We start from the raw sequence: 25,357 nt of genomic DNA, 5'->3' as shown, positions 1-25,357 counted from the left end.
GCGGTGATCCCGGATTCGCGACGAAGCGAATCCGGGATCGATTGTCGTGCTTATCGCGCGGCGCGCGCAGACAGCGCAGCGGCAACCAATACGGTGACGCCCTCCGCAATAGCGGTGCCGCCCAACGCGTGTGCGGCCGAGGGCAGCGTACTGCCCGCGAGGCCGAGGAAAACCGACCCGAAGCACGCGATCCCGACCACGATGCCGAGCTGCACACTGGTCACCAGAATGCCACTGGCATCGGCCGCGAGGGCCATCGGAATCCTGGCGAGGGTGCGGGTCATCAGCGGACTGAAAGCGAGCCCGAAGCCGATGCCCTGGATCCCGAAGACGACCAGCGGTAGCGGCCCGATGTCGGCGCCATTGCGCAGCATCGTGCCCAGCACCACCATGGTGGCCGCGCCGAGGACCAGCCCGAACGGAATCATGCTGGCGTGCAGGCGGTGTGGGATGCGCTCCCAGTTCAAACTGGCCAGTGCGAAGGTCACGCCCATCGGAATGAACAGCAGACCAGCGTGCAGTGCGGTGTAGCCGAGGGTGCTCTGCAGGTGGATCGCCATGACGAACATCCAGCCACCGAAGGTCGCCATGATCGTGAACAGCGTGCCCGCGGTGAGCGCCAGGCCCGGCGACTTCAGCACCCGCTGTGCGAACAGCGGTTCACCGTCGCGTGCCGCAACCACCCGCTCGATCGCCACGAACAATCCGACACCGATTACACTGGCTCCCAGTGCGATCCACGTCCACAGCGGCCAGTCCTGCTCATGTCCCAATACCAGCGGCAGTACGAGCAGCAGTACCGAGATGGTGAGCATGGTCAGCCCGGCCAGATCGAGCTTCCGATCGAATTGCGTGGTCGCCGTGGGCAATACCCGCGGCGCGATCAACAGCAGCACCACACCGATCGGCACATTCACCAGAAATACGCCGCGCCAGCTGCTCCCGAACAGGTCGGCATTGACGATCAATCCGCCCGCCACCTGGCCGACGACCATACCGCCGGAAATGATCGCCGAGTAGGCGCTGAGTGCCTTGGCCCTGGCGTTGCCGGTGAAGTTGCGCTGGATCATGGTCATGATCTGCGGAATCATCGCCGCCGCCCCGGCACCCTGCAGAAATCGGAATACGATGAGCGAGAACTCGTTCCACGCCGAACCGCAGGCCAGCGAGGCAACGGTGAACACCGCGAGCCCGGTAATGAAGGTGCGGCGCTGCGTGAACCGATCACCCAACCGAGCGCCGGTCACGAGCAATACTGCGTAGGCGATCACATACCCCGCCACGATCAACTGCAACGCGGATCCACTGGTATGCAACGAAGTACGAATAGAAGGAATGGCGACATTCACGATCGAGGCATCGAGCACCGCCATGAACTGCCCCGTGAGCAACACCGCGAGCACCGCGATGGTCCGCCGCGCACCGACCGCGGCGGGTTGATCTGCCGGTCCGGCAGCGGCAGACGTGGCCGCAGCGGTGCCCGGCTGCAAGGTCTGAGTCATGCGATGAGCTTGCAACCGATCCGACACCAGTAACAGGAGTCCGATAACACTGGTACTGGCAACACCTGGATACCGGCCCTCAGGGTAAGTCGAAGCCCAGGGCCTCGGCCGCGGCGGTGGGGGTTGGTTGAGACCAGCGGTCGATCAGGGTTTGCGCGGAGGTGAGCGAGCGGGTGATGGCGCGATCGAGGTAGAGGGTGCCATCCAGGTGGTCGGTTTCGTGCTGGACGATGCGGGCGGGCCAGCCGGAGACTTCCTCGTCCAGTTCGTGGCCGCCTGCGTCCTGGCCGCGCAGGCGTACGTGGGCGTGGCGCGCGACGACGGCCTGCCAGCCCGGAACGCTCAGGCAGCCCTCGAAGAATGCGGCGCGTGCTTCGCCGATGGGTTCGTAGGTCGGGTTGATCAGGACTCGGAACGGTAACGGGCACCGGCCGCGTACCGCGCGCACCTCCTCACTCACCTCGGCCGGATCCTCCAGTACCGCCAGCCGCAACGGTACCCCGACCTGCGGTGCTGCCAGTCCGACACCGGGCGCGGCATGCATCGTGTCCCGCATCGCCCGCACCAGGCGGTCCAATTGCGCCTGCGTCAGCTGTCCGTCGTAGCGCGCGGCGGGCGTGCGCAGCACAGGATCGCCTGCGGTAACAATGGAGAGTGGACCGTCGAGCAGCGTTTCGACAAGATCGGGAAGCGGGATCGTCATGGTCTCAGGATCGCAAGGCGCCGCGCGGCGCGATGATTTGGCCGGTCCGTCGCCTGATTCGGCTCGAAGCTGGAATATTTAGTCAAGCTAACGTATTACTGGATATAAGCGTCTTTTATGTGCGAAGGAGGCTGGCCATGCTGAGTAATATTCCGATGGAACGGCTCATGGATCGCATCGCCGATATGTACGCGAAATATTCGGACATTCGGGACGCGCGACCGATTCCGGAGACTTTCGCCGCGATCCGAGAACCCGGAATAGGGCCCGCGCAGATTGCGGCGACGGTCATGACGGCCTACGCCGATCGTCCCGCGCTCGGATATCGGGTCCGCCAACCGACCACGGACGCGTCGGGGCGGCGCACGCTGCGACTGCTGCCCGAATTCGCGACCATCACCTACGGCGAGTTGTGGGCGCGGGTCGGTGCGATCGCCGCCGCCTGGCACTACGATCCCGAAAACCCGATCCATGCAGGGGATTTCATCGCAACACTCGGCTTCACCAGTAGCGACTACACAACGCTCGATCTGGCGTGTCTGTATCTCGGCGCGGTGGCCGTACCGCTGCAGGCCGGTGCGGCTCCGAAGCAATTGTCGGCGATCATCGCCGAGACCGAACCGCGCATCCTCGCCGCGACGCCCGAAAACCTCACCGCCGCAGTGGAATGCGTCCGTATCGGCCCGACGCCGGAACGTCTCGTGGTCTTCGATTACCACCCTGAGGACGATGATCAACGCGAGGCATTCGAATCCGCCCGCAGCCGTCTGGTGCACGCCCCGATAGTGGTGGAATCGCTGGAATCGGTGCTCGAACGCGGTCGCGCCCTGCCGCCCGTGCCGCTGTTCGTTCCCGAGGACGACGCCTTGGAGCTGCTGATCTACACCTCCGGCAGCACCGGAACTCCCAAGGGTGCCATGTATACCGGCCGGTTGGTGACCGCGATGTGGTTGTCGCAGCCCGAGGTCGCCGGGATCGGCTTGAGCTATCTGCCGATGAGCCATGTGGCCGGTCGTATGTCGCTCTACGGCATGCTGGCCCGTGGCGGCACCGTGTATTTCACGGCCGAAAGCGATATTTCGACGCTGTTCGAGGATATCGGCCTCGTTCGGCCGTCCGAGCTGTTCTTCGTGCCCCGCGTGTGCGATATGGTCTTCCAGCGCTATCAGAGCGAAATGGAACACCGCGCCGAACCGGGTAGCGATCGCGCCGAACTCGACCGCGCGGTGAAAACCGAACTACGCGAGAAATTTCTGGGCGGACGCTTCATATCTGCCATTGTCGGTAGTGCGCCGCTGGCCGCGGAGATGAAGACGTTCATGGAATCGGTCATCGAAATGGATCTGCACGACGGCTACGGTTCGACCGAGGCAGGCGGCGCCGTCATGGTCGACAATGTCATCCGCCGTCCACCCGTGCTCGACTACAAGCTGGTGGACGTGCCGGAGCTGGGATATTTCTGCACCGACCAGCCACATCCACGCGGTGAACTGCTGCTGAAGACCGCTACGATGATTCCCGGTTACTACAAGCGTCCCGAGATCACCGCCGAGATCTTCGACGCGGACGGCTTCTACCGGACCGGCGATATCGTGGCCGAACTCGGACCCGATGAACTCGTCTATCTCGACCGTCGCAATAATGTGCTGAAGCTTTCCCAGGGCGAATTCGTCGCGGTCGCACACCTGGAATCCGTATATGCCAGTAGCCCGCTGCTCGAGCAGATCTTCGTCTACGGCAGCAGTGAGCGCGCCTACCTGCTCGCGGTGATCGTGCCGACCGAGGAGACGCTGGACAGCGCTGATCCCAAAGCGGCACTGAGTGATTCGCTGCAACGCATCGCCAAGGAAGCCGATCTCGAATCGTATGAGATCCCGCGCGATTTCCTGATCGAAACCGAACCCTTCACCACCGAAAACGGTCTGCTGTCCGGCATCGGTAAATTATTGCGTCCCAAGCTGATCGAGCGCTACGGCGAGCGGCTGCGGCAACTCTATGTCGAACTTGCCGAAGGACAGGCGAGCGAACTGCTCACACTGCGCCGCGAAGCCGCCGACCGGCCGGTTCTGGAAACCGTGAGCCGAGCCGCACGGGCATTGCTCGGTTGTGCGACAACCGATCTGCGACCGGATGCGCATTTCACCGACCTGGGCGGCGATTCACTATCCGCGCTGTCGTTTTCGAATCTGCTTCGCGATATTTTCGCCGTCGAGGTACCGGTGGGCGTTATCGTCAGCCCGGCCAACGGTTTGCGTGAGTTGGCGGAATACGTCGAATCGGCGCAGGGGACCGGCGCGATCCGCCCCACCTTTGCCGCGATCCACACCCACGGCGACCTCGCGCGTGCCGATGAACTGACGCTGGACAAGTTCATCGATGCGCAAACACTCTCCGCCGCAACGAATCTCCCACATGCGGTCGAAACGCAGACCGTCTTGCTCACAGGTGCCAACGGCTACCTCGGCCGGTTCCTATGCTTGGAATGGCTGGAGCGACTGGACACGACCGACGGCACACTTATCTGCATCATCCGCGGCAAAGACGCCGCGGCAGCACGGAAACGACTCGACGAGGCCTTCGACAGCGGTGATCCGGAGCTGCTGCGGCGCTATTGCGAACTGGCCGCCCGCCGCCTAGAAGTGCTGCCGAGTGATATCGGCGAACCAAATCTCGGCCTGGATGATGCGACATGGCATCGACTGGCCGACACCGTCGACCTGATCGTGCACCCGGCCGCGCTGGTCAACCATGTGCTGCCCTACGACCAGCTGTTCGGCCCCAATGTCGTCGGCACCGCCGAACTCATCCGCCTGGCCATCACCTCGCGGATCAAGCCCGTCACATATCTGTCCACCGTGGCAGTCGCCGCCCCGATCCAGCCGTCGTCCTTCGTGGAGGACGGCGATATCCGCCAAATCAGCCCTACGCGTGCGATCGACGACACCTATGCCAACGGCTACGGCAACAGCAAATGGGCAGGGGAGGTCCTGCTGCGGGAAGCGCACGATCTGTGCGGCGTTCCGGTCGCCGTCTTCCGATCCGATATGATCCTGGCGCACAGTCGATTCGACGGCCAGCTCAACGTTGCGGACATGTTCACCCGACTGCTGCTGAGCCTGGTGTCCACCGGCATCGCCCCGTACTCCTTCTACGAAACCGACGCCGACGGCAAACGCCAACGCGCACACTACGACGGTCTGCCCGCCGACTTCACCGCCGAAGCGATCACCACCATAGGCAGCCGGGCGCGCACGGATTTCCACACCTTCGACGTCCTCAACCCACACGACGACGGCATCTCCCTCGACGAATTCGTCGACTGGCTCATCGAATCCGGCCATCCCATCCGGCGGATCGATGACTATCACGAATGGTTGAGCCGATTCGAAACCGCGCTGCGCGGCCTCCCTGAGAGACAGCGGCAGGCCTCGCTGCTACCGCTGCTGCACGCCTATAGCCGACCCGCTCGGCCGATCCATGGCGCCGCCATCCCGGCAAAGGGGTTCGCCGCTGCCGTACAAGCCGCGAAAGTCGGCGCCGAACACGATATTCCGCATCTGACCCCGGCGCTCATCGACAAATACGTCAGCGATCTGCGATTGCGTGGACTGCTGTAGTCAGGTGAGCCCGAGGATGGTGATGGTGAGCTGGGTGGCGTAGTCGACGACCTCCCCGCGATTGGCCTCGACATCGCCGTCGAGCCAATCGAGGAACAGTGCGACGAGCGCGCCGGATATCGCGCTGACCGGCATCGGAATCCGGCCCGAAGTGGAGGTGAAGCGTGTGGCTTGCTCCGGAGCGAGCTGGGCGGCGACGAGTGTGACGAAGGCAGGCAGTGCGTCGGCGCCGTGAGCGCGCAGGGTGTCATCGGCGAGGGTCTCGCGGAACATGATCCGGCCACGGCGCGGATCATCCGCGAAATACTGTGCCGCCGCATCGAATGCCGCTCGGGCGCGGGCTGTTTCGTCGGCAGGTGCGTCGCCGAGCCGGGTGCTGACGGCATCGACGAGCCCGCGCGCGGTCTGGTCGTAGATCTCGATCAGCAGGGCTTCGCGGTCGGTGAAGTTCTCGTAGAAATAGCGCAGGCTCAGGCCCGCTTCGCGGCATACCGCCCGCATGGTGGTCGCCGCCGCGCCCTCGCCACCGAGCAGCGCATAGCCCGCGCGCACGAGTTGTTCGCGGCGCTCGGCGGCACGGCTGGCCATGGTGCTGCCGCGCCAGGTAGTGGCTGACGAACTCACGGTTGGATCATGTCATGCGCCGCTGGACTCGCGTTGCTCCAGGCTGGACTCACTGCGCGGGCGTTGCTCCAGCTTGCGAAGCAGAACACGCAGTTGTTCATCGGTGCTGAGGTACTGGTCCATCAGCACGTTGATCGCGCCACGCAGCAGCGAATAGGGCTCCCAGACGCGCGGTGCGATGGTGCGCGGGGCCCGGTGGGCAATGCCATCGGCCACGGCTGAAGCGGCCTGAGCGGCGCTGATGCGCTGGTTGAGGGGCCAGGGCAGCATGGCATCGGCCGCACGGCCGAATTCATCGTCATCGAGCGTGTCGTGGGTCATGGCGGTGTCGACGATGCCGAAATAGGCGACCCCGGCCGTGGCGCCGGAAGCGGCGAGTTCGACCCGCAGCGCGCGTCCCAACTGTTCCACACCGGCCTTGCTGATCATGTACGGCGACCCGCCCATACCGGGCGCGAATGCCGCGCAGGAGGAAACCACCACGACGTGGCCGCGGGTGGCGACGATATCGTCGAGCGCCGGTCGTACGGTATTGAACACGCCGGTCAGGTTGACACCGATGACCCGGTCGAAATCGGCCGGATCCATCGTGCGCAGCGTGGCGGGCATCGGGGTGATACCGGCATTGGCGATCACCAGGTCGATGCGGCCGAAACGATCGCGGACCGTCGCCATGGCGGCGACCATGCTGTCGCGGTCGGCGACATCGGCGCGCAGTGCGACGGCTCGTGACCCAAGTCGCGAGGCGACAGTGCGAACCTTGGCCTCGTCCACGTCGAGCATGACGACCCACGCGCGGCGGCGGTGCAGGATCTGCGCCAGTTCCGCACCGATGCCACGTCCGGCACCGGTGATCACGACCACCTTGTCGGCCACATCGAAGGTGTCATTGGTCGGCAACAGCCGTAGCAGGTTCATGATGCCTCGATCAGGTAGGCGTCGGAGTCGAATTGCTTGGTGCGCCTGGCATATTCGAAACTCCAGTTCGGATACAGCCCGGCATTGTGATGGCCATCGGCGGTCTGATAGTAGCTACGGCAGCCGCCGGTGACCCATACGGTATCGCGGCTGCGCTGCTCCATTTCCTCGACGAAGTCCCGCTGCGCCTGCGGTCGCACCTCGATACGGCGGAGTCCGTTGTCGCGCATATTCTTTACCGCGTCCACGATATAGCGGATCTGAGCCTCGATCATGAAGATCGCCGACTGGTTCCCGGCCGCGCCGAATGGCCCGAGAGTCGTGAAGAAGTTCGGAAATCCGGTAACGCTGGTGCCGAGATAGCTGCGTGGGCGTTCGCGATACAGCTGTGCCAGTGTGCGCCCCGCGGTGTCGTGGATGGCCTCGAATATCCGTGGCGGCACACCGAATCCGGTGCCCCAGATGATCGTGTCGACCTGGTGTTCGGTGCCGTCGACGGTGACGATCGATCGCGGGCGGATCTCGGCGATCCCGGCGGTTTCCACCTTGACATTGGGCTTGGACAGCGCGGGGTAGTAGGAGTCGGAGAAGATCGCGCGTTTGCAGCCGATCATGTAGTCGGGCGTCAGCTTGTGGCGCAGTCGCGGATCGGGAACCTGCCGACGCAGCTGCAATCGGCCCAGTGCCTCGAACGGATGACGGAACCGTTTGTCCACGAACCCGACCAGGCCGAATCCCTCGATGCCGGTGAAATATGCGGCGCGGATCGTCTTGCCAAGCAAGGGCATCCGGCGCAAGAGTGTGCGCTCGACGGTGCTGGTCGCCCAATCCATGCGCGGCACGATCCACGGCGCCGAACGCTGGAACACCGTCAGCCGTTCCACGATGGGCTGGATCTCCGGAATGAACTGCACCGCGGACGCGCCGGTGCCGATCACCGCGACCCGCTCACCGGTCAGATCGTGGTCGTGATCCCAGTGCAGTGAATGGAATTGGGTGCCGGTGAAATTCGCGATACCGGGCAGCCTGGGGATCTGCGCCTCGCTGAACGGCCCGATCGCCGAGACCAGCACATCTGCGGTCAGGGTTGCCTGCCCCGTGCGGATGCGCCACCGTCCAGCAGGCTCGTCCCATACGGCGTCGAGTACTTCGGTGTCGTACCGAATGTGTTGTGGCACATCGTATTTATTCGCAACACCGCGCAAGTAGTCGAGGATCTCCGGCTGGGTGCCGTAGCGGCGGGACCAATTCGGGTTCGGGGCGAAGGAATACGAATACAGCATCGAAGGCACGTCGCACGCGCAACCCGGGTAGGTGTTGGCGCTCCATGTGCCGCCCAGGTCGGAGCCCCGTTCGAGGATGACGAAGTCGCGGAATCCAGCTTCGCGCAGTTTCACCGCCAATCCGATACCGGCGAACCCAGCGCCGATGACAACAATCGGCACATGGTCGGGTCGCGCTGTCGGCTGATCCATCTGCACTCCTCCGGACGAGCATGCGCCCTTATGGGAATCGGTTGATTCCATTGGAATCATATGATTCCTCTACCGCCGTTCCTGTGTCAAGGTCCGGCAGTGTTATCGCAGGTCAACGGCCCAGCTATCGATTCCGGAATGCGCGCCGCGGCATATCGCCGCCGACGGGCATACTCCGAGGACCACGGTCTGCCTTCGTCCGCGTCGTCCGAACCCGGCCGTGTGTCGGTGTCACGCTCCGGAGCGCGCGGTGAGGTCGATTCGGGCACCGCGGCGGAGTTCATCGATGTGGGGCTGTGCGCGACGGCTTTGATAATTTCGCGAGCCGACGAGAACCGAAAACCGGGCGGTCGACTCCACCGCCGCGATCACGAACGCTGCCGTCGGCTCGACGACCGGCTCATCTGGGCGACCCGACTTCATCGAGGCTGCTCCCAGGCCCCTTGTCTACGCCGACGGACAGGTGGGACGCTCGAGTTCATGGCCAAGCCATATCGAGCCGGGTGGGGTGTCAGGGCATCCAACGCGTGGATGCGAACCGTGATACGCGCCGGATTGCCGATGTGGACCTTCCATGTCCTCACCGTGCGCGGACGCCGCACCGGCCGCGCGATCCAGACGCCGCTGGCGGTGTTCGAACAAGACGGCCGAAGATACCTGGTGGCGTCCTACGGAACGGTGAACTGGGTACGCAACCTGCGTGCGGCACAAGGCAAGGCGACACTGCGCCAGGGCAGGCACCTCGAGACGGTGACGGCCGTGGAATTGCCCACCGATCAAGCGGCCCAGGTGTTCCGCGCGTCGCTGCTGTCGGGGCCGCCGCACGTTCCCCAACCCATTGTGGCGCTGTATCGACGGTTTTTCGTGCTGCCCTACCTGGATGTGAATATGGACTCATCACCACAGCAATTCCTCGAAAACGCCCGCACCCATCCGGTTTTCGAAATCGTGCCGACGTGAGGGAAGCACCCAACACCAGCCGTGCGGTTCGTCGACTCATAGCCCAACCACCACCCCGAACCGCAAACCCGGTCGCGTTTCGCCAGGGCGGGCACGTCCGGTTCGCGTCGGCCGAACCAACAGTCAAGAGCTCCAGCCGAACCTGCATCGTGAGCGCGGGTCTACTAGCGCTGACAGCGCGCGGGAAGTCTGGGAGATGCCGTGGCAGCGCCCGTCTGGCAGGACGCGCAACTGTGGCTGCATGGTGACTTACATCCGGCGAACGTGGTCGTCCGGGACGGGATGTTCGCTGGGCTGATCGATGCAGGCCATGCCCCCACTGGAACCGAGAGACGGTGATGTCGACTCTTCCAGTGTGCCGAGACGCGCACGGACGAGCTGGACATGGCAACACCAGCCGGGCGCGAAATGACGCCTGACCTGGACTCACCGGACTCGCGGATACTCGTAGGACGAATCGTGGATAGCCTGTGAGGATGCGTAGGCAGTCACGGAAGCTCGCGAGTCAGGTGGACGCATGGCTCGTGGCGCGCAGTGCGCGGGCGCGTCCGACCGCAGCCGATCGGTTCCTGCGGACGCTGAGCATCAGCGCCGACCACAGTCGGTTGTGGCTGGTGGTAGCAGGGCTGATGGCGTTGGGTGGTCGAGCGCCGCGGCGGGCAGCTGTGCGTGGGCTGGTTTCGGTCGCGCTGGCCAGTTCGGTCGCGAACGGCATCGCGAAGCCGCTGTTTCCGCGCCGCCGACCGCCGGATGAATCGGTGCCCTTCGTGCGCCGGCTGGTGAAACCGCCGGTGTCCTCCTCGTTCCCCTCCGGCCACTCCGCATCCGCGGCGGCCTTCGCTACCGGCGTCGCCATCGAATCTCCCGCTGCGGCGGCCGTAGTCGCGCCGATTGCGCTGGCCGTGGGCTACTCCCGTGTGCACATCGGCGTCCACTGGCCCTCTGATGTGATAGCGGGCGGGGCATTGGGCGGCGCGATCGCACTGGGCACCCGGCGCTGGTGGGCGCAGCGCGACGATGAGCCCGCCGAACTCGGCGCGCATGAACGAATCACCCCGATGCGCGACGGATTCGGGCTTCTGCTGGTGATCAATTCGGGCGCGGGTGGTGGCACCGGCTCCGAACAACTGCGATTTCTGCACGAAAGACTGCCTGCCGCAGAGATTTTGTCGGTCACCGACGATCTCACCACCCAGATCGATAAGCGAGTCGGCCGCGATGAGATCGCCGCACTCGGCGTATTCGGCGGTGACGGAACGGTTTCGGCCGTCGCCGCCGCAGCTGTCGAGTATCGGCTGCCCTTGGCGGTATTCGCCGGTGGCACCCTCAACCATTTCGCCCGCGATACCGGTGTGGAATGCCTCGACGACACCCTCGCCGCGTTGGAATCGGGAGAGGCGGTCCGAACCGATACCGCCGAGGTCCGATCCGATGGACTCGAGCCACGAACCTTCGTCAATACCGCAAGTCTCGGCGGCTATCCCGACTTCGTCCGTTTCCGTGAACACTGGGAGCCGCGGCTGGGCAAATGGCCCGCCGCGGGAATCGCCATGCTCCGGGTGCTGTTCCGGGCACAGCCGCTGCCGACGACCATCGATGGCACCCGCACCGCCATCTGGATGCTGTTCGTCGGCAACGGCCACTACCGTCCCGCTCACCAGATCCCGATGTCGCGCCCCGCGCTGCGCCACGGCACCCTCGATATCCGCTATCTGCGCGCGGACCTGCCATTTTCCCGAACCCGACTGATCTGGGCCACCCTCACCGGCACCCTCGATCGCTCCGCGACCTACGTGAACCATCACGCCGACCGGATCAGCGTACACATCGAGGACGGCCCGGTCGCGCTAGCCACCGATGGCGAGGTCGATTACCGCGGTGACGACTTCACCTTTACCAGCCGTCCCGCGACACTCACACTGGTGCGCCGGGAAGAGCCGAATTGATGCCGTGCGTCACTCGGCGACCACGCGAACCGTCCGCATCGAACTATCGGCCGCGTCCGGCACCACCATTCCGGCGTGCACACCGGTGACCAAGTAGTCGATCACCGGCTCGTTGAGCCGCTCCCCGGGGACCGCGACCGGAATACCGGGCGGATACGGCGTGAGCTGCTCGGCGACAATCCTTCCGACGGCGGACTTCATTTCGATCGTATCGACCGATCCGAAGAACGCGTCGCGCGGGAGCATGGTGGTTTCGAGCTCGAGTTCTTGGGGATCGGGGAGTCGAATCTGTTCCGGCGCCGGAATTTCCGATGCCGCCGCGCTGAGCGACAGCAGCGCGTCGAGCAGCCGCCCGGTGGTCGACTCGTCATCGGCCATCGACAGTGTCGCCATGATCCGGCGATGATCGCTGAGACCGACATCTATGCGCGCGTTCTCGCGCAGCCAATCGGCGCACTGGTAGCCGGACAGCCCTAGCTCGCTGACATCAATGAGGACCTGCATACGGTCCAGATCGTGCGAGGACTCGGCGCCGAGCAGCTCGTCTTCGAGCACGTGAAGTCCCGGAATGTCCTCGATATCGGCACGCAGTTGTCCGGCCAATTTCAGTGCGGCGCCGAGCAATTCATGACCGTGCTCGACCATCTGGCGTCGCCAACCGTCCAACGCCGCGTACACCATGACATTCGGGCTGGTCGTCATCAACAGATCCGCGCACGCCGAGAGACGCTCGCGTTCGACGAGGTCGCCCTGCAGATGGAAGACCGAACCCTGCTCGAATCCAGTGCCCATCTTGTGCACGCTGACCACACAGACATCCGCACCGGCATCCATTGCCCAGGTGGGCAATTCCTCGTGGAACGGCAGATGCGCGCCCCATGCTTCATCGACGATGAGCGGTTTGCCGCGCTCATGGCACACCTCGGCGATACTCTGGATATCGGCGCAGGTTCCGTACGGACTCGGGCTGACGATCAGGGCCCCCGCCGCATCCGGATAGCGCTCCCAGGTTTCCCGGATCTGCTCGGGTGACGGCGGATGGGACAGGTGCTGCTCGGCATCCCAGCGCGGGGTGATCCAGCGCGGCTGCACACCGGAAAAGATCAGACCGGCGACGATCGACTTGTGACTGTCGCGCGCCACCAGCAGGCCCGGTGAGCCGCCCGCGACCGCCATCATCGCCGCCTTGACCGATAGTGAACTACCGCAGGTCGAGAAGAACGCATAGTCGGCGCCGACCGCGTCGGCCATCAATTCCTCGGCCCGCTTCAGATAGCCACCACTTGCCTTGCGGTCATCGAGCCCGCTGTTGCCCAGGACATCCGAACCGAACGTTTCGGCGCCGATGATGCGCCGTACGCGCTCGTCCGCGCCGCGGCCCTGTCGGTGGCCGGGCGGGGTGAAACCGTATCGTCCCAGCTCACGGTATTGAGCAAGGGCATCGAGTAGAGGAGCTACGGCATGGTCCATATTGCCGACCTACCCAGGGGCGCAGGTGGCAAACGGTTGGGTGGTGAGTTTGCCCGTGGCGCGCTGGTCGGCCTTCGGAGGAAGATGTGTAATACCCCGCCGCCAGAAATGAGGTGCACGATGGGAAAGCTGGATCAGAACGTGATCGATCTGCTGACCGCCCAGCACGAGCAGATCCGGCGCCTGCTCGAGAAGCTGAGATCGGGCCAAGACGATAAGCGGGAACTGTTCACCGAGCTGGTGCGCCTACTCGCGGTGCACGAGACCGCCGAGGAGGAGGTCGTGCATGCGGTGGCACGACGTGCGGCCTTCGGCGCCGACGACATTATCGGGCCCAGATTGGCCGAGGAAAACGCGGTGAAGCGCGCACTGGCCGAACTGTACGACATTGGGATCGACCATCCCGATTTCGATGCCAAGCTCGCCGCATTCGCCGATAAGGTCACCGAACATGCCGCACACGAGGAGACCGAGGAATTCCCCTTCCTACTCAAACAGTTCTCGGTGAACCAGCTCGAACGCTGGGCCGGCATGGTGCGCGCCGCCGAGCGCCTCGCCCCGACCCGGCCGCACCCGCATGCTGGAGAGAGCGGCTTGGCGAACCTCGTGACGAGTCCGCCGCTGGCCGTATTCGACCGAGCCCGGGATGTCCTGCGCGACATGCGTTCCCACTGAAACAGAATGGATTCGAACTCTTCCCGTTGTGTTCGGTGATCTATGTCCGCCACACAGGAGGAACGAAGCTCCATGATGACTACCCCGAACTCTCGGCGTTCTGCCCCGATCGCGGCTGTCTTCGCCGCGATGGCCGCGGCGTCGGTGATGGCTGCCGCTCCCGCGTTCGCCGCCACCGTTCCCCTGACGGCGGACCCCAGCCAGCCACCGCTGGCTTCGGGTTCCGAGGCGCAGGTGCGGGTGGCGCTCGTCGACCGTGACGGCATCGTGGTCTCCGGACAGGCAAAGAAGTTCACCGTGCCGTAGTGCGCACCTCGATTCCGCACCGGCACTCCAGTCGGGGTACCCGATGCCAGGATCTGGTCAGCCCATGCCTGAGTGATCATGGCCCGAGGTGCCGCCTGCGTATGCGGGAACGGCTCTGCCGGAAGATCTTCGGATGGTCCCGGGTCTTCGGAGCCGTTGCCGGGTGCTGTCGCGTTCACGTTATGACGGAGTTCACTGAGCGGTGGGTTTGCCATGGCTGGTAAATGCCGACGTTGCGCCGGGGCGGGAAATGCGAAATCTTCAGCCTGGGAATTTCCACATCATGACGACGTACCGATCCTGGTGATTGGGGGGACTGCTCGTGAACTGTTCGCGATCCATGTTGCGCGTTGGCGCCTCCGAGGTTTCGGCGCGCGTGTCGTTCCCGGAACACGGAGAGCGCCTTGACGCAGGCCGGGGATGAGGACCTCGCGGCGTTGGCCGATCGGATCGTGGCCGGGCTGCGTGAGATAGCCCCGCCCGGATGGCAGCGACTGGAGGCGCGCTTCGCGATGACCGTAGTCGCCGAATCGGCAGTCCTGATGGTCAACGACGGCGTCCGGTCGATCCGGTGCCCCGTACCGGATGCGGTGTTGGATGTGGTGCGTCGGCATCGGCAGGTGTCGGCAGACGCGGACGGCGGGCCGTGGTGGCGGTGGCTGGTCGGCATCGATGCGGACGGTGTCGAGACCGCTGCCGATTACGGTGCGGTGCCGTTCCCCAGCGAGCAGTTGTTCGCACCGGAGGCCTATCTCGCCGACCTGGAACGCTATCCGCGGGATCGGCTGCCGGTGTGGCTGGCGGCCTACCTCGGGCGCGGTGACCGTCGGACGCGGCCGCCGCGCGCTGCTGCCGCCGCGACGCGGGCGGACCAGCGCGCGGGTCTGCGGGCGGTCGCCGTGGATAACGAGCTGCCGGAGCTGGCTGTGTTGTGGGCCCGGTGGGCGGTGCTGGCGGCGGCCTTCGTGGCGGTCGGGTCGGGGCAGGGGCCGCGGATCGGTCCGTCGGTTGGCATCTTCGAAGGCGCCGGACGCAGCGGCTCGACGTTGACACTACTGCCCGGTGACCGGGCCGTGCTGTCGGGTGGTGTGTGGGATGCGTCGGTCTTGGACGCCGTGTACAACGCGGGTGCGGCAATGCCGGAATTGTTTGCGGGAGCGCCGGATTGGGTGGCTGATCCGGTGCTCAATCCGCGGGCGGCAACCGGTTTGCTGTCGTTTTGCTACTGGTGGGAGGCGGGCCAGTGGTACCGGGGTGAGTCCGCGCCGATATCGGAATGCGCGTCGGCGCTGCCCGCGGTGTGGACCGTCGGCACCGTGGCGGGTGTCGTCGGCAACCTGCTGGACGACCAGTCGGGTGGTACGTCGGGCGCGGCCGAGTTGTTGGTGTCGGCTGCGCAGGTCGGCGCGGTGACTCGGCAGGCGATCGTGCAGGTCTTCGGTGACGGTGACGGCACCGACATCGATGGCGCGATGTTCCAGTTCATGCTCGCGGATCTGGACGCGAACCACGCCGAGGGGATCGGCGAAGCAGATGCGCTCGACCTCGTCCGTGATCACATCCGAAGACAGGAGTACGACACCACGGGGTATCCGTTGTCGTCACTGCGGGCCGATCGCATCAGCGTGGGCTGGATGGTGCGTTCGCCGGTGCCCGACGGCGAAATCGCTTTGGACCGTGCGGTTTTCTATGTTGCCGATGATGGCATTGTAGAGCGCTCGACCACGTCGGTGCCGTGGTCGATGTTCGTCTCCGGCTTCGAGCGACGGTTCCGGCTGCGCGGCAACGGCCGAGCCTGACCGGAGGGCGATCGCGACGTGAACGATGATGTTCGGTTGGATCCGGACCAGCTGCGAAATCGGGGAGCGCGGCTGGCCGAACTCGGGGACCGCGTGGGGCAAACCTATGCCGGACTACGCGATTCCCTGGCGCACGCCGACGGCACTTGGGGCGACGACGATCTCGGTCTCGCGTTCGCCAAGGAGTTCAAGCCGCATGCCGACCAGTTGCTGGCCCATCTGCGGGCGATGGAGCAGAGCTTGAAGAGCACGGCGGCCGGAATAGTGGACGCCGCAAGCCGATTCGAAGAACAGGACATGCTCGGCGCCAGCCGGATCGGCACTGCCGCCGACCACCTGGACCCGATCGGCGAGTCTGCGTCGCCTTGGCCGATCGGCAGCCCGGGCACGTCGCCGCCCGCGGGCGCACAGTCGCCACTTACGTCCGAACCCGCGACGACGTTTCCGGCCAAGGGGGCGCCCGCGTATCCCACGGACCGGGCCGACCCCACCGAGCGATCCGTCCCCGGCGGGGCCCGGACACCCGAAGCGTCCGCGGGACGCACCACGCCGGAGAGCGGTCCCTTGCGGGATCCTTCGAATCGGTCAGCAGGCCGAGAGAGGGAGCGGGGAGCAGGCGGACCGGGTAACGGTAACCCCGGCAAGCCGGCCGGAGACTCCGGTCACCGGCCTCCGGCCTCCGGGGTGTTCCCCCCGGCCGCCACCCGGGACGCACCCCGTACCCCCGCCGCGCGGCAGGCGGCGGCAGGCTCACCGGGCGGTGTGGGACGGCGGGATACCCCGTGGTCCGGGCAGCCGCCCAGAACGGCAGGACCACCTGCCGCTGCCCAGGCGAGCCCGTCGAGTCCTCGGTTGCCGTCTTCGCCACGGGCGCCGAAGCCCGCCGACGAATCGCGGGATCAGCGCCGCGCCGACGCGCGCCCGGCTACGGATCCCGTAATCGGCTGGCTGGCCCGAGCTCTGGCCGAGCACCACGACGTACGGGTAACCGGATTCGATATCCCCGGCTTGCAGGTGCCGGTCATGCGAGAATTCGCGGCCGCTGTGGACCGGGTGCTCACCGACTACCCGGTGATCGCGCTCGATGTCGTCGCGGTGGCCGAGCTCGATGCTGAATCGGGGCCGGTGCGGTGGAGTTTCGAACCACGCGATACGCGGGGCACAGACGCCGGTCGGTCGATCACCCTCGATCAGCGGACCGCGACGCGAGCGACCGGAGCGGCGGAATCCGACGCCGAATCGGCGGAGCTGGATATCTACCTGGCGACGCTGCGCGAATTCGGCCGGGCACTCGACTTCGCCGGTGGCGGTGTCGCAAGCAGGCGGGCACAGCATGTTCTGATCGCGGAGTATTTGCGTCTCGAGGGGGTACGGAACAGCACATTCGCTGAGGTAGTGCGCGGCTACCGGCGCTGGCGCGACGAGTTGACCGGGGCCGCCGGGGACGCACGCGGGTTCGACGTGCGCCGGGCCCTCGGCGCCGCCTTCGCCGATGTCGTGCTGCGCGGCGACGAGGCGAGCGTTCAGGCACGAGCACTGCACGCGGTGCTGGTCGACGCGACGTCGCGGTAGGTGGTGCCGGTGGACGGTTTGTGGTCGCTGAACCCAGTCGTGGAGCTGCGCAAAGCATTCGACGAATTGCCCGCGGGAGTGCGGCGCCCGATCGTAACGCTGGTGTTCGGGGGAGAACTGCCACGCGCCGACGTGTCCGGGATGCGATGGATGGCCGCGGAGCTGCGGGCCAAGGCCGCGGCCATGAACGCTCATGCGGAAGACGCGGAAAAGCTACTGACGCAAGAGGATTCGCTGGGTGCGCTGGGTGACCGAGTGCGCGAAGTATTGCATCTGCAGCGCGAGGGCGCGGTCAGGCTGCGGGAGGAAGCGCTGGCGTTGGCCGATCAAGCGCACGCGGCCGCCAACGATGCGGAGAAAACACTGTGCGTGATGTTGGTGTTCGGTGTCGAGCTGGCCTGGCGCATCATCCGGATGGTGGCGGTAGCCGCCGCAGCCGGTCCGGCAGGAGAGGTTGCGGCGGCTCCCATGGTGGAGTCGATGCTGGTCGAGGGCCGAGCCAAGGTCGCGCTGATGCGCGTGGGCCTGGAGAAGGCCTACAAGGTGGGCGCGGCGAAGACGGCGGCACGATTGTCGGCGTTGGGGCCGCACCGGTTCGCTCTTGCCGTCGGCACGGCCGCCGCGCTGCCCGCGGGTGTGGATTTCGGGGTACAGCTCATGCAGGTCGGGTCCGGCGACCGGGTCTCGACCGTCAAGGGCCCCAACGGGGAGAACCCGATGGGTATCGATGTGAAGTCGATCGAGGCCGCAGCAGTGTCGGGAGCCGGAGGTGCGTTGGGCGGCATGGCCGCAGGCGTGTTCGCGCCCAAGGTCGTTCCCGCCCTGGCGACCAGCCGCGCGGCACTCGGGCTGGTACAGGGGGTCGCGGGCGCGGTGTCCGGCCTGGGTGCGGCGGCATTGATCACGGGCTGGCCGGAAACCTCCGAAGACGTCCTGACGTCGCTGCTCAACGGCGGATTCGCCGGAGTCGTTGATGTGCACGGCGGGGCCCACTCGAATCCCGGTTCCGCCCTCGGTGAAGTGGTCGACGGCAGCGGTGCCTACGTCCCTCCGGATCCTCCCACGGTGAGTCTCAGCAAGGATGCCGTGATGCGGCCGGCGGGGGCTCCGCAGGAGACGAAATCTCTGATGCCCGCTCCGGTGGACAGCAATGCGGGCATCATCCCGCAGCTCACGAACTCGGCTGCGCCCAGCCAGGCTGCGGCGCTGCTCGGCGGGCACCTGGTATCGGAGGGTTCGCCCGGAGCGACGGTCGACCGACAGCACGAGCCGGGAGACCTTCCGCGGCGCCTCGCCGATGCGGGATCGGGTGCGCAGGCTCCTGCCCCGGATGAAGACGCGAACAAAAGGGCAGCGGCGGACGGGCGACCAGGCAAGCCCGATTCGCCTGCGCGGCAAGGCGACCACGCAGCAGCAGACCGTGGTGATGAGCGTTCCGGTGGCGGTGCGCAGGCCGGTGCGGATGTGCAGGGCGCTGGTGGCGCTACGCAGACCGGTGATCGTACCCATACCGGTGATGCGCAGCAGGATGGTGCCGATGCGCGTGGCGGTGGTGCGCAGGCCGGTGGCGCCAACGATGCGCGAACCGGGGACCGCGGGCAGGCCGGTAGTGGCGGCGGCGCGCACGCTGGCGATGCGCAAACCGGTGGCGGTGGGCACGGTTCCGCCGGTGGCGGCAATGCGCAGGCCACTGGTGGTCTGCTCGGTGGCGGTGGCGGTGGCGGTGCGCAGGCTGGGAGTGGTGTGGCTGCTGGTGCACTCCTGGCGGGTGCGGGCGACGACCACTCCGGTTCGAAACCGCAGCAATCGGCAAGCCACGGCGAAGGCGACGCGCACTCGGTCGGTATCGGCCGGAGCGCCGTGACTCCGGCGGGCGACGGTGCGGCTGGGCACGAGTCGGCGGCTCCGCGGCCAGGACCGGGGGCGGCGAAGGCCGATCCTCCAGTGGAGATGGGCAATGCGTCCGGCCGCCATGGTGCCGGTGGTGAGGGCCCGGCCCGGGTTGCGGCCCCGAAGCAGGTGGATGTACCGCCCGCGCATGAGCCGTCGGCGGTGGAGCACACCAAGGATGCGGTGCCCACTGACGCTCGCCCGTCGGCGCACGACGGACCCGACCGCCCGGCGGAGGCGCTGGCACAGGAGCTGGTGGGGCTGCCGTCGGCGGATCCGGCGACGAAGCAGGACCTTACCGCCGAGCAGCAAACGCAGTTCAAGGCCGCGGCGAAGAAGGCGCTGGCGTTGTATCGGCTGCGGCAGGAGGAACTGGTCGGTGAGTCGTGGGAACAGCGCAGGCACGCGATGGAGCATGGCGATCGGGTGGAATCGCTGCTGCGATACATCGACGCGATGCGGGAGGGGACCGGGAAGACACCGCGGTGGAATCAGATCATGGCATTCCTGCTCGGCGAGCACGGGTTCATGCGTCAGATGGGCACGGGCCAGGGCAAGTCCATGGTCGGTGCGCTGGATACGTTGTGGCAGTTGTCGCGCGGGGAGCCGGTGGAGCTGGCGAGCGGTGAGTCGGTTCGGGTCCACCATGTGATCACCACGACCGAGGTGCTGGCCAACGAGGGGGTCCGGGAATTCGCGCCGATGCTGCGCAGTCTCGGGTACGAGGTCGCGCGCTGGGATCCGCACGACCCGCCGGGCGAGGTGGACCGCCCGACCGTGTACTACATGACCTACGACGAGCGCGCGACCGCCGAGCTGTTCGACCGGCCGCCGCCTGGGAAGACCGCGACCATTGACGAGGCGGACGCGGTGCTGGTGCACAACCAGACGGTGCACTACCAGTCCGAGGGGCAGCGGGAGATCGCCTCGGCGGGGGAGGCCGCCGCGGTGTGCCGGGTGCGTGACTTCTTGAAAGCCGTGTTGTGCAGCAGAATCACGCCGGCGAAAGACCTGGCGGTGCATTTCGAACAGGCACTCCACGACGGACCGTTGACGGCGGAGGAGTCCGGGGCGGTACGGGCGCTGTCGCCGGAGGAAGTCGGGGCGGCACGGACGCTGACGGCGCGGTCGCTGCGCGAGCAACCCGAGCAGTGCCTGGACACGGTGAGCCGGTTGTGGGAAAGCTACGCCGGGCGGAAATTCACCGCCGAGGAAACCGAGATGGCCCGTGCTTTCCTGGACGTCAAGGCGGGCCGGTTGAAACTGAATCGGGACTTCCAGATCTTCGGAACAGATTCCGAGAAGAAGGTACAGATTCTCGACGAGTACGGGAAGCCGCGAAGCGATCCGAAGATCGGTACCGAGAGCCGGTGGTTCGGTGGCCGCCACAAAATGGTGGAGGCCATGTTCGGTGCCCCGGTGTATTCCGATGGGACGGGATCGAAACAGGTCACCGTGGAGGACGTCCTCGGCGGGTACGAAAAATTGCATCTGATGTCGGGCACGCTGGAGCGGACCGCGGCGGAGATCAAGGAGAATTTCCCGGTCGAGGGTGGTCTGGCGAAGGTAGAGGATTTCGGCCGGTCGAAACTGGTGGGGGAGCAGGATCGGATATTCCTCACCGAGCCGGAGAAATTGCGGGACGCGGTGAGCCGGGTGCAGCAGTTGCAGGCCGAGGGGCGGCCGGTGCTGGTGATCTGCCCGTTCAACGATCTGGCTCGGAAATTCTCGCTCATGCTGACCAAGGCGGACGTGGAACACACTGCGATCGACGGCCAGTGGTTCGCCGCGCATCGCGACAACAATGCCGCCGAGGAGCACCTGCTGTCGGTCAAGGACACCGCGGGACTGCGGGGCGCGGTGACCGTCGGCACGGGGATGCTGGGCCGCGGTTTCGACGTATCGATCAGCGACGAGGTCAATCGGCTGGGCGGGGCGCACGCGCACATGCTGGGGCGTTCACCGTCCAATCCGGACGAGGATCATCAGCGGTCGGCGCGAGCGGGCCGCAACGGCCGCAACGGTAGTTTTTGTTTCAGCGTCGCCGCGTCCGACCGCCTCTACAGCGAGGCACAGCATCACGGTGCGCGGGTCGCGATCACCCACTATCGGGCCGCGGTGGCCAAGCACGCAGAGGCCACCGCCGAATACACCGAAGCGGCCCGGCAGGCGGGCAATACGAACACGGCACAACCGGGAGAGGCCGTGCAGGCGGCGCGGACGAAGGTCGCGGCCACCGCGGCCGATGTCGCCGCGGCCGAGCGGGAGATGCGCAGCCTGACGTCCCCCCTCCAGAACGAGGCGGCCGACCGCGCCTATCTGCAGCGTGCGATGCGCCGCGTCAGCCAGGCCAACGCACCCCCTGCCGCAGGAGATCCCGCTGTCAGCTCCGCAACTGCACCCCAGCCGACTGTCGCTCCGGGAGCTGTCCCCACCGGGTCGGGCACTGCCCGAATCGCGGCGGATGCTGGTCAGGCTGGGACGGACACCGGCTACGCGGGGGCAGACACGGGCCGTGCCGCGACGGAAGCCGTGCACGCCGGGCCTGACACCGTCCAACCGCACCTGCGGGGGGACCGGTTCGCGCGGCTGGCCGGGTGGCTCGGGATACCCGCATCGGTCCAGGCGGCCGCAGCCGTACTCGACATCGACGATGACGACGACCCGTTGAGCCGACTGCTGGAACGAGCAGGCATCTCCTCCGCTGCCGTGGAAGCGCTGAACCAGCACCTCGACCACGCCCCGCCCGTGACAGTGATGCAGGCGGACACCCTCACCGACGAGCAAGCGCTGAATCATCTGAGGCCGCAGCGTAACCGGCTGGCCGCCGAACTCGGCTGGGAACCCGCCCAGCTCGCGGGCGCGGAGGGCGTGCGCCAGGTCGGCGCCGCCGTCGACACGGCCCGCGCCGAGCTGGCGGCCCTGCTGGACGTTCCCGCCACCGAGGTGAACGCCGCAACCGCCCGCGACGTGCTCGCCGACGCGGTCGCCCGCCTGCTCACCGACACCGAAACCGCCGGCGACCCGGCCACCGAACTCCGCGTTTTCGCCGCCTCCGCCTTCCTGGCCGTCACCGCTCTGCTCGACATCGCCGTCGCCATCCACCAGCGCAGCCCGAAGAGCTGCGTCAACAATGGCGTGACGATGATGCGGGTGCTCTACCCCGACAACGAGCAGGCCTACCAAATGCCTGCCGACATGCCACTGCGGGGCCACGACGAAGAAACCACGGAGCGGGCTTTCGGCGGTTTCTTCACCATATTCGAATCGTTGGACGAGGCCGCCGAATCGCTGAAAGCGACGCCCGGGGGCAGCCAGGCGCTGGTCTACAAGTGGATGAACAAGGGAGAAGTCGAAAGCCACCTGGTGCTGCTGGTCAACGACAGTGACCGGGCAGATGCCCCGAACCTGGTCGTCCTGGACATCGCGGCCGCCCCCGGAGAGTCCCCGATCACCCCCGCCGATCTGGCCGGATCCCGCGCGCTGCTGAACAAAGCCGTCCCGTTCCAGCAGTGGCATCGCGAACAGCAGCCATTTATCGACCAGCTCGACAAGGCGGACCGGCAGATCTTGGCGATCGAATTCGACAGTGCGGGCAATCCCCTTGTCCGCCTGTCCAGGACGCGGCGTCCGGTCGTCTCCGCCCAGGATCCCGGTTCGACCTCGCCATCGCGGTGGTCGAGCCGCGCCCCGCCACTTCGGCAGGGCCAGTACGCGCTGTCCGGTCATCGCCCGCGCGGCGACAGCTCGTCACCGGAAAGCTCCGGCTCGGCAGAGTCCAGGCAGTCCGCGCAGCAGACGCCAACCCCTCGCCCCACACCCACCGGACAAGACAAGCCGGGGAAACGTATCGGCAGCCACCCACCGGATTACACACCGGAGCCGGTCGCTCGGCAGTCCTTCGAAGAAGATCCAGCGGCCCGGGACGAGCCCTCGATGCCGGACCCGGTGCATGCCACGCACCAGGAACTCACAGTCTGGGCAGCTCAGCTGTCGGATCGTGAGTTACAGCGTTTCCTCGCCGAAAAGCATGCCGAAGCGTCAGCTCATGTGGCAGCCGTGCATCGCGGTCGACCACCCGCGGTCAACATGGCCATCGGGACAGCACGAGCACAGATCGCCTTGGCGGCCGAGCGATGGCAGCGGCTCACGGACGGCAGTACTGAACTGTCGATCACCGGGGCCCGGACTGCCGCCGACGCCGCGACCGCCGTCTTCCACATCATCGGAGCGCTCCCGGTGGCAGCGGCGCTGCCACCGGCCTTCGCCGATGATCCCGACGGTCTGCTCGACCTGCTGATCCGATTCCCGGAGCGACTGCTAGTGGCCGCCGAGCTGGACCAGGCCGCCGGAGTCGACGCAGCGGATTGGGCAGAAGTCGCCGATGCGCTCCTGACCGAACACCGTGGCGGCGACTGGGATTCGGAACTGATCCGGGCGCTGCGATCGCTGCCAGTGAAGGCAGCCGAATTCACGCGCGCGCTCACCGGCTCGGACCGCGACTTCGGCGCGTCGGCCACGCAGTACATTCCGGATGCCTACCGCGCGGCAATTTACTTCCTGACCCGAACCCGAGATGTCGAGCAGGCGGTGGCCCGGCTGCGCGATGTGGATCACGCGGTCGCGGCAGCGATGGACCGCCTCGGATCGTCCCGGCCGGCCACCGACGCGGGCTTATCGCTACTTCAGCTGCGAATCGATATTCACGAAACAATGGCCTACGCGGCCGCCGCCATCGCATCGAAGATGCGGGCCAGCACACTTCTCGGGCTCGAGCAGAACCCGCTCTTGCCGCAAATGGTGGCGCGGGTTGTGGTTGACCTCGACACCGTGGCCCGCCACGGCTCGGAAACACCGAGACCTCTTCGGCCCGCCTATACCGCTCATCGGGTGACGTCGGAGGAACCATTCACCGATGACGACTACCGGGAAGCCATCGGCTCGAATTTCCAGCCTCGGGTGCTCGGCGCGCACGACGGACAGTTCCGCACGGTGCAAGGTACGTCTTTCGAACCACTACGGACCGGGACAGCGGGGATTTCCTTTGTCATGGACCGGTGGGGCCGGATGGTCGGTGAGAGCGAACACGCCCACCTGATGCACGTGCTGGCTGCCATGGGGGACGAGGCGGCCGGCTGGGGCGTGGTGTACACCGACGAGGACGGCCGCCCGGTTGGGCAACTGTATCCCTACGCATTGGGCGGCCTGTCCGACCCGATGTGCACAACACAGTTACGCGATGTGCTGATGCGGGGAGGATTCGACCTCACCGACACCCATTTCAACAACGAATCTCTCGGTCGGCTGTGGCAGGGCGAATTGCCATCGCTGCCGGATCTGTTCTCTATGCGCAAGTGGGGCCTGCTGAACAGCATCGTGGCGACCTTCGACGCGTACGACGACGGATTCTGGGTGCGGACCGATAGCGAAACGATCACTCAAAGCCCCGACGAGGTGCGAGTGCCACTGACTCTCGGTCCATTGCGCCGAGCGCCTGGGCACCTCGACGTAGTCGTATATCGTGCGGGCGAGCACATCATTGTGCAGTACCGCGACTGTGACCCGGGTGCCGAACCTGAACAGGTTGCGCGGGTGTTCAAGGCCTTCCACGAGCGGATGGCCAGGTGGGTATCCGAGTCCGACGGTGTCATGTTCCACCCCGACACCGATGATGTGGTCGCCACCTTCGAAGAATCCGCACCGGATTTCATCGGCAGCCGCCCGGGGGTAAGCGGTCGTGATCGGCGCGGCGACATCGACTCCAACGGAGCCACTCCGAGGTCACGGCAGCCGGAGAGCTCGCGCCCTGAACAGACGCAACCGCTCGAGTGGCCGGACCCTGGCGAGGTCAAGCCGTTCGGTCGATGGCTCGCAGCTGCCCGCGATTTCCGGGGCACGTC

At 66.2% G+C, this 25,357-nt stretch carries 15 protein-coding genes (1 of these 15 only partly in view); 9 read left to right on the top strand and 6 right to left on the bottom strand.

Annotated elements, in window-relative coordinates:
* Positions 1–50: 50 nt before the first annotated feature.
* Together ACQP2U_RS25110 and ACQP2U_RS25105 are read right to left on the bottom strand one after the other, a co-directional pair.
* Positions 51–1,502 (bottom strand): MFS transporter, encoded by a 1,452-nt coding sequence (locus ACQP2U_RS25110; RefSeq protein WP_433709743.1) that lies wholly within the window; start codon positions 1,500–1,502, stop codon positions 51–53.
* A 79-nt stretch (positions 1,503–1,581) separates the two neighbouring features.
* Entirely contained in the window at positions 1,582–2,205 is a 624-nt protein-coding gene (locus ACQP2U_RS25105; protein WP_433709742.1) for a peptide deformylase, read from the bottom strand.
* Positions 2,206–2,342: 137 nt separating this feature from the next.
* Between ACQP2U_RS25105 and car the strand changes: the two genes are divergently transcribed.
* Positions 2,343–5,822, top strand: a complete 3,480-nt coding sequence (car, locus tag ACQP2U_RS25100) for a carboxylic acid reductase (protein ID WP_433709741.1) — start codon at positions 2,343–2,345, stop codon at positions 5,820–5,822.
* On the opposite strand, the gene ACQP2U_RS25095 is transcribed toward car, so the two are convergent.
* The 3 genes from ACQP2U_RS25095 to ACQP2U_RS25085 are packed head-to-tail and all read right to left on the bottom strand — an operon-like array spanning position 5,823 to position 8,839.
* Positions 5,823–6,446, bottom strand: coding sequence for a TetR/AcrR family transcriptional regulator (locus ACQP2U_RS25095; RefSeq protein WP_433709740.1), 624 nt, complete (start codon positions 6,444–6,446; stop codon positions 5,823–5,825).
* Between the two features lie 12 nt (positions 6,447–6,458).
* A complete protein-coding gene (locus ACQP2U_RS25090; RefSeq protein WP_397029194.1) occupies positions 6,459–7,364 on the bottom strand; it encodes an SDR family oxidoreductase in 906 nt (301 codons plus the stop codon).
* A complete protein-coding gene (locus ACQP2U_RS25085; protein WP_433709739.1) occupies positions 7,361–8,839 on the bottom strand; it encodes a flavin-containing monooxygenase in 1,479 nt (492 codons plus the stop codon). Before ACQP2U_RS25085 ends, ACQP2U_RS25090 begins: the two co-directional genes overlap by 4 nt.
* A 531-nt stretch (positions 8,840–9,370) precedes the next feature.
* On the opposite strand from ACQP2U_RS25085, the gene ACQP2U_RS25080 reads away from it, so the two are divergent.
* The 3 genes from ACQP2U_RS25080 (at position 9,371) to ACQP2U_RS25070 (ending at position 11,745) form a co-directional block, all read left to right on the top strand.
* A complete protein-coding gene (locus ACQP2U_RS25080; RefSeq protein WP_433709738.1) occupies positions 9,371–9,799 on the top strand; it encodes a nitroreductase family deazaflavin-dependent oxidoreductase in 429 nt (142 codons plus the stop codon).
* A gap of 201 nt (positions 9,800–10,000) precedes the next feature.
* Entirely contained in the window at positions 10,001–10,138 is a 138-nt protein-coding gene (locus ACQP2U_RS25075; RefSeq protein ID WP_433709737.1) for a phosphotransferase, read from the top strand.
* A gap of 137 nt (positions 10,139–10,275) precedes the next feature.
* Complete coding sequence (locus tag ACQP2U_RS25070) at positions 10,276–11,745, top strand: bifunctional phosphatase PAP2/diacylglycerol kinase family protein (protein WP_433709736.1); 1,470 nt, start codon at positions 10,276–10,278, stop codon at positions 11,743–11,745.
* A gap of 9 nt (positions 11,746–11,754) precedes the next feature.
* Here ACQP2U_RS25070 and ACQP2U_RS25065 read toward each other — a convergent pair whose 3' ends face one another.
* A complete protein-coding gene (locus ACQP2U_RS25065; protein WP_433709735.1) occupies positions 11,755–13,215 on the bottom strand; it encodes an aminotransferase class I/II-fold pyridoxal phosphate-dependent enzyme in 1,461 nt (486 codons plus the stop codon).
* A 120-nt stretch (positions 13,216–13,335) separates the two neighbouring features.
* On the opposite strand from ACQP2U_RS25065, the gene ACQP2U_RS25060 reads away from it, so the two are divergent.
* From ACQP2U_RS25060 to ACQP2U_RS25040, 5 genes are all read left to right on the top strand, one after another.
* On the top strand, positions 13,336–13,890 hold the full coding sequence (locus tag ACQP2U_RS25060; RefSeq protein ID WP_433709734.1) for a hemerythrin domain-containing protein: 555 nt from the start codon (positions 13,336–13,338) through the stop codon (positions 13,888–13,890).
* Between the two features lie 72 nt (positions 13,891–13,962).
* Positions 13,963–14,196 carry a hypothetical protein gene (locus ACQP2U_RS25055; RefSeq protein ID WP_433709733.1) on the top strand — a complete coding sequence of 78 codons (234 nt, stop codon included), beginning with the start codon at positions 13,963–13,965 and terminating at the stop codon, positions 14,194–14,196.
* 404 nt (positions 14,197–14,600) lie between these two features.
* The gene (locus ACQP2U_RS25050) at positions 14,601–15,995 is read left to right on the top strand and encodes a hypothetical protein (RefSeq protein ID WP_433709732.1); all 1,395 of its coding nucleotides are present in this window, start codon (positions 14,601–14,603) and stop codon (positions 15,993–15,995) included.
* An 18-nt stretch (positions 15,996–16,013) separates the two neighbouring features.
* A complete protein-coding gene (locus tag ACQP2U_RS25045; RefSeq protein WP_433709731.1) occupies positions 16,014–17,567 on the top strand; it encodes a hypothetical protein in 1,554 nt (517 codons plus the stop codon).
* Positions 17,568–17,576: 9 nt separating this feature from the next.
* Positions 17,577–25,357, top strand: the start of a protein-coding gene (locus tag ACQP2U_RS25040) for a helix-turn-helix domain-containing protein (protein ID WP_433709730.1). 21,364 nt of this gene lie beyond the right edge of the window; 7,781 of the gene's 29,145 nt are visible here — the first part of the coding sequence; its start codon is at positions 17,577–17,579; its stop codon lies beyond the right edge, outside the window.

This window comes from Nocardia sp. CA-084685 (assembly GCF_050955785.1).
Lineage (GTDB): Bacteria > Actinomycetota > Actinomycetes > Mycobacteriales > Mycobacteriaceae > Nocardia.
The sequence above is the reverse complement of the archived record's forward strand: the minus strand, read 5'-3'. Positions and strand labels throughout refer to the sequence as shown.

What these genes read in the sequence shown, in the direction of transcription:
- ACQP2U_RS25110 (WP_433709743.1), bottom strand. Translation starts at nt 1,502, where the DNA reads ATGACTCAGACCTTGCAGCCGGGCACCGCTGCGGCCACGTCTGCCGCT.
- ACQP2U_RS25105 (WP_433709742.1), bottom strand. Translation starts at nt 2,205, where the DNA reads ATGACGATCCCGCTTCCCGATCTTGTCGAAACGCTGCTCGACGGTCCA.
- car (WP_433709741.1), top strand. Translation starts at nt 2,343, where the DNA reads ATGCTGAGTAATATTCCGATGGAACGGCTCATGGATCGCATCGCCGAT.
- ACQP2U_RS25090 (WP_397029194.1), bottom strand. Translation starts at nt 7,364, where the DNA reads ATGAACCTGCTACGGCTGTTGCCGACCAATGACACCTTCGATGTGGCC.
- ACQP2U_RS25085 (WP_433709739.1), bottom strand. Translation starts at nt 8,839, where the DNA reads ATGGATCAGCCGACAGCGCGACCCGACCATGTGCCGATTGTTGTCATC.
- ACQP2U_RS25080 (WP_433709738.1), top strand. Translation starts at nt 9,371, where the DNA reads ATGCGAACCGTGATACGCGCCGGATTGCCGATGTGGACCTTCCATGTC.
- ACQP2U_RS25070 (WP_433709736.1), top strand. Translation starts at nt 10,276, where the DNA reads ATGCGTAGGCAGTCACGGAAGCTCGCGAGTCAGGTGGACGCATGGCTC.
- ACQP2U_RS25065 (WP_433709735.1), bottom strand. Translation starts at nt 13,215, where the DNA reads ATGGACCATGCCGTAGCTCCTCTACTCGATGCCCTTGCTCAATACCGT.
- ACQP2U_RS25060 (WP_433709734.1), top strand. Translation starts at nt 13,336, where the DNA reads ATGGGAAAGCTGGATCAGAACGTGATCGATCTGCTGACCGCCCAGCAC.
- ACQP2U_RS25055 (WP_433709733.1), top strand. Translation starts at nt 13,963, where the DNA reads ATGATGACTACCCCGAACTCTCGGCGTTCTGCCCCGATCGCGGCTGTC.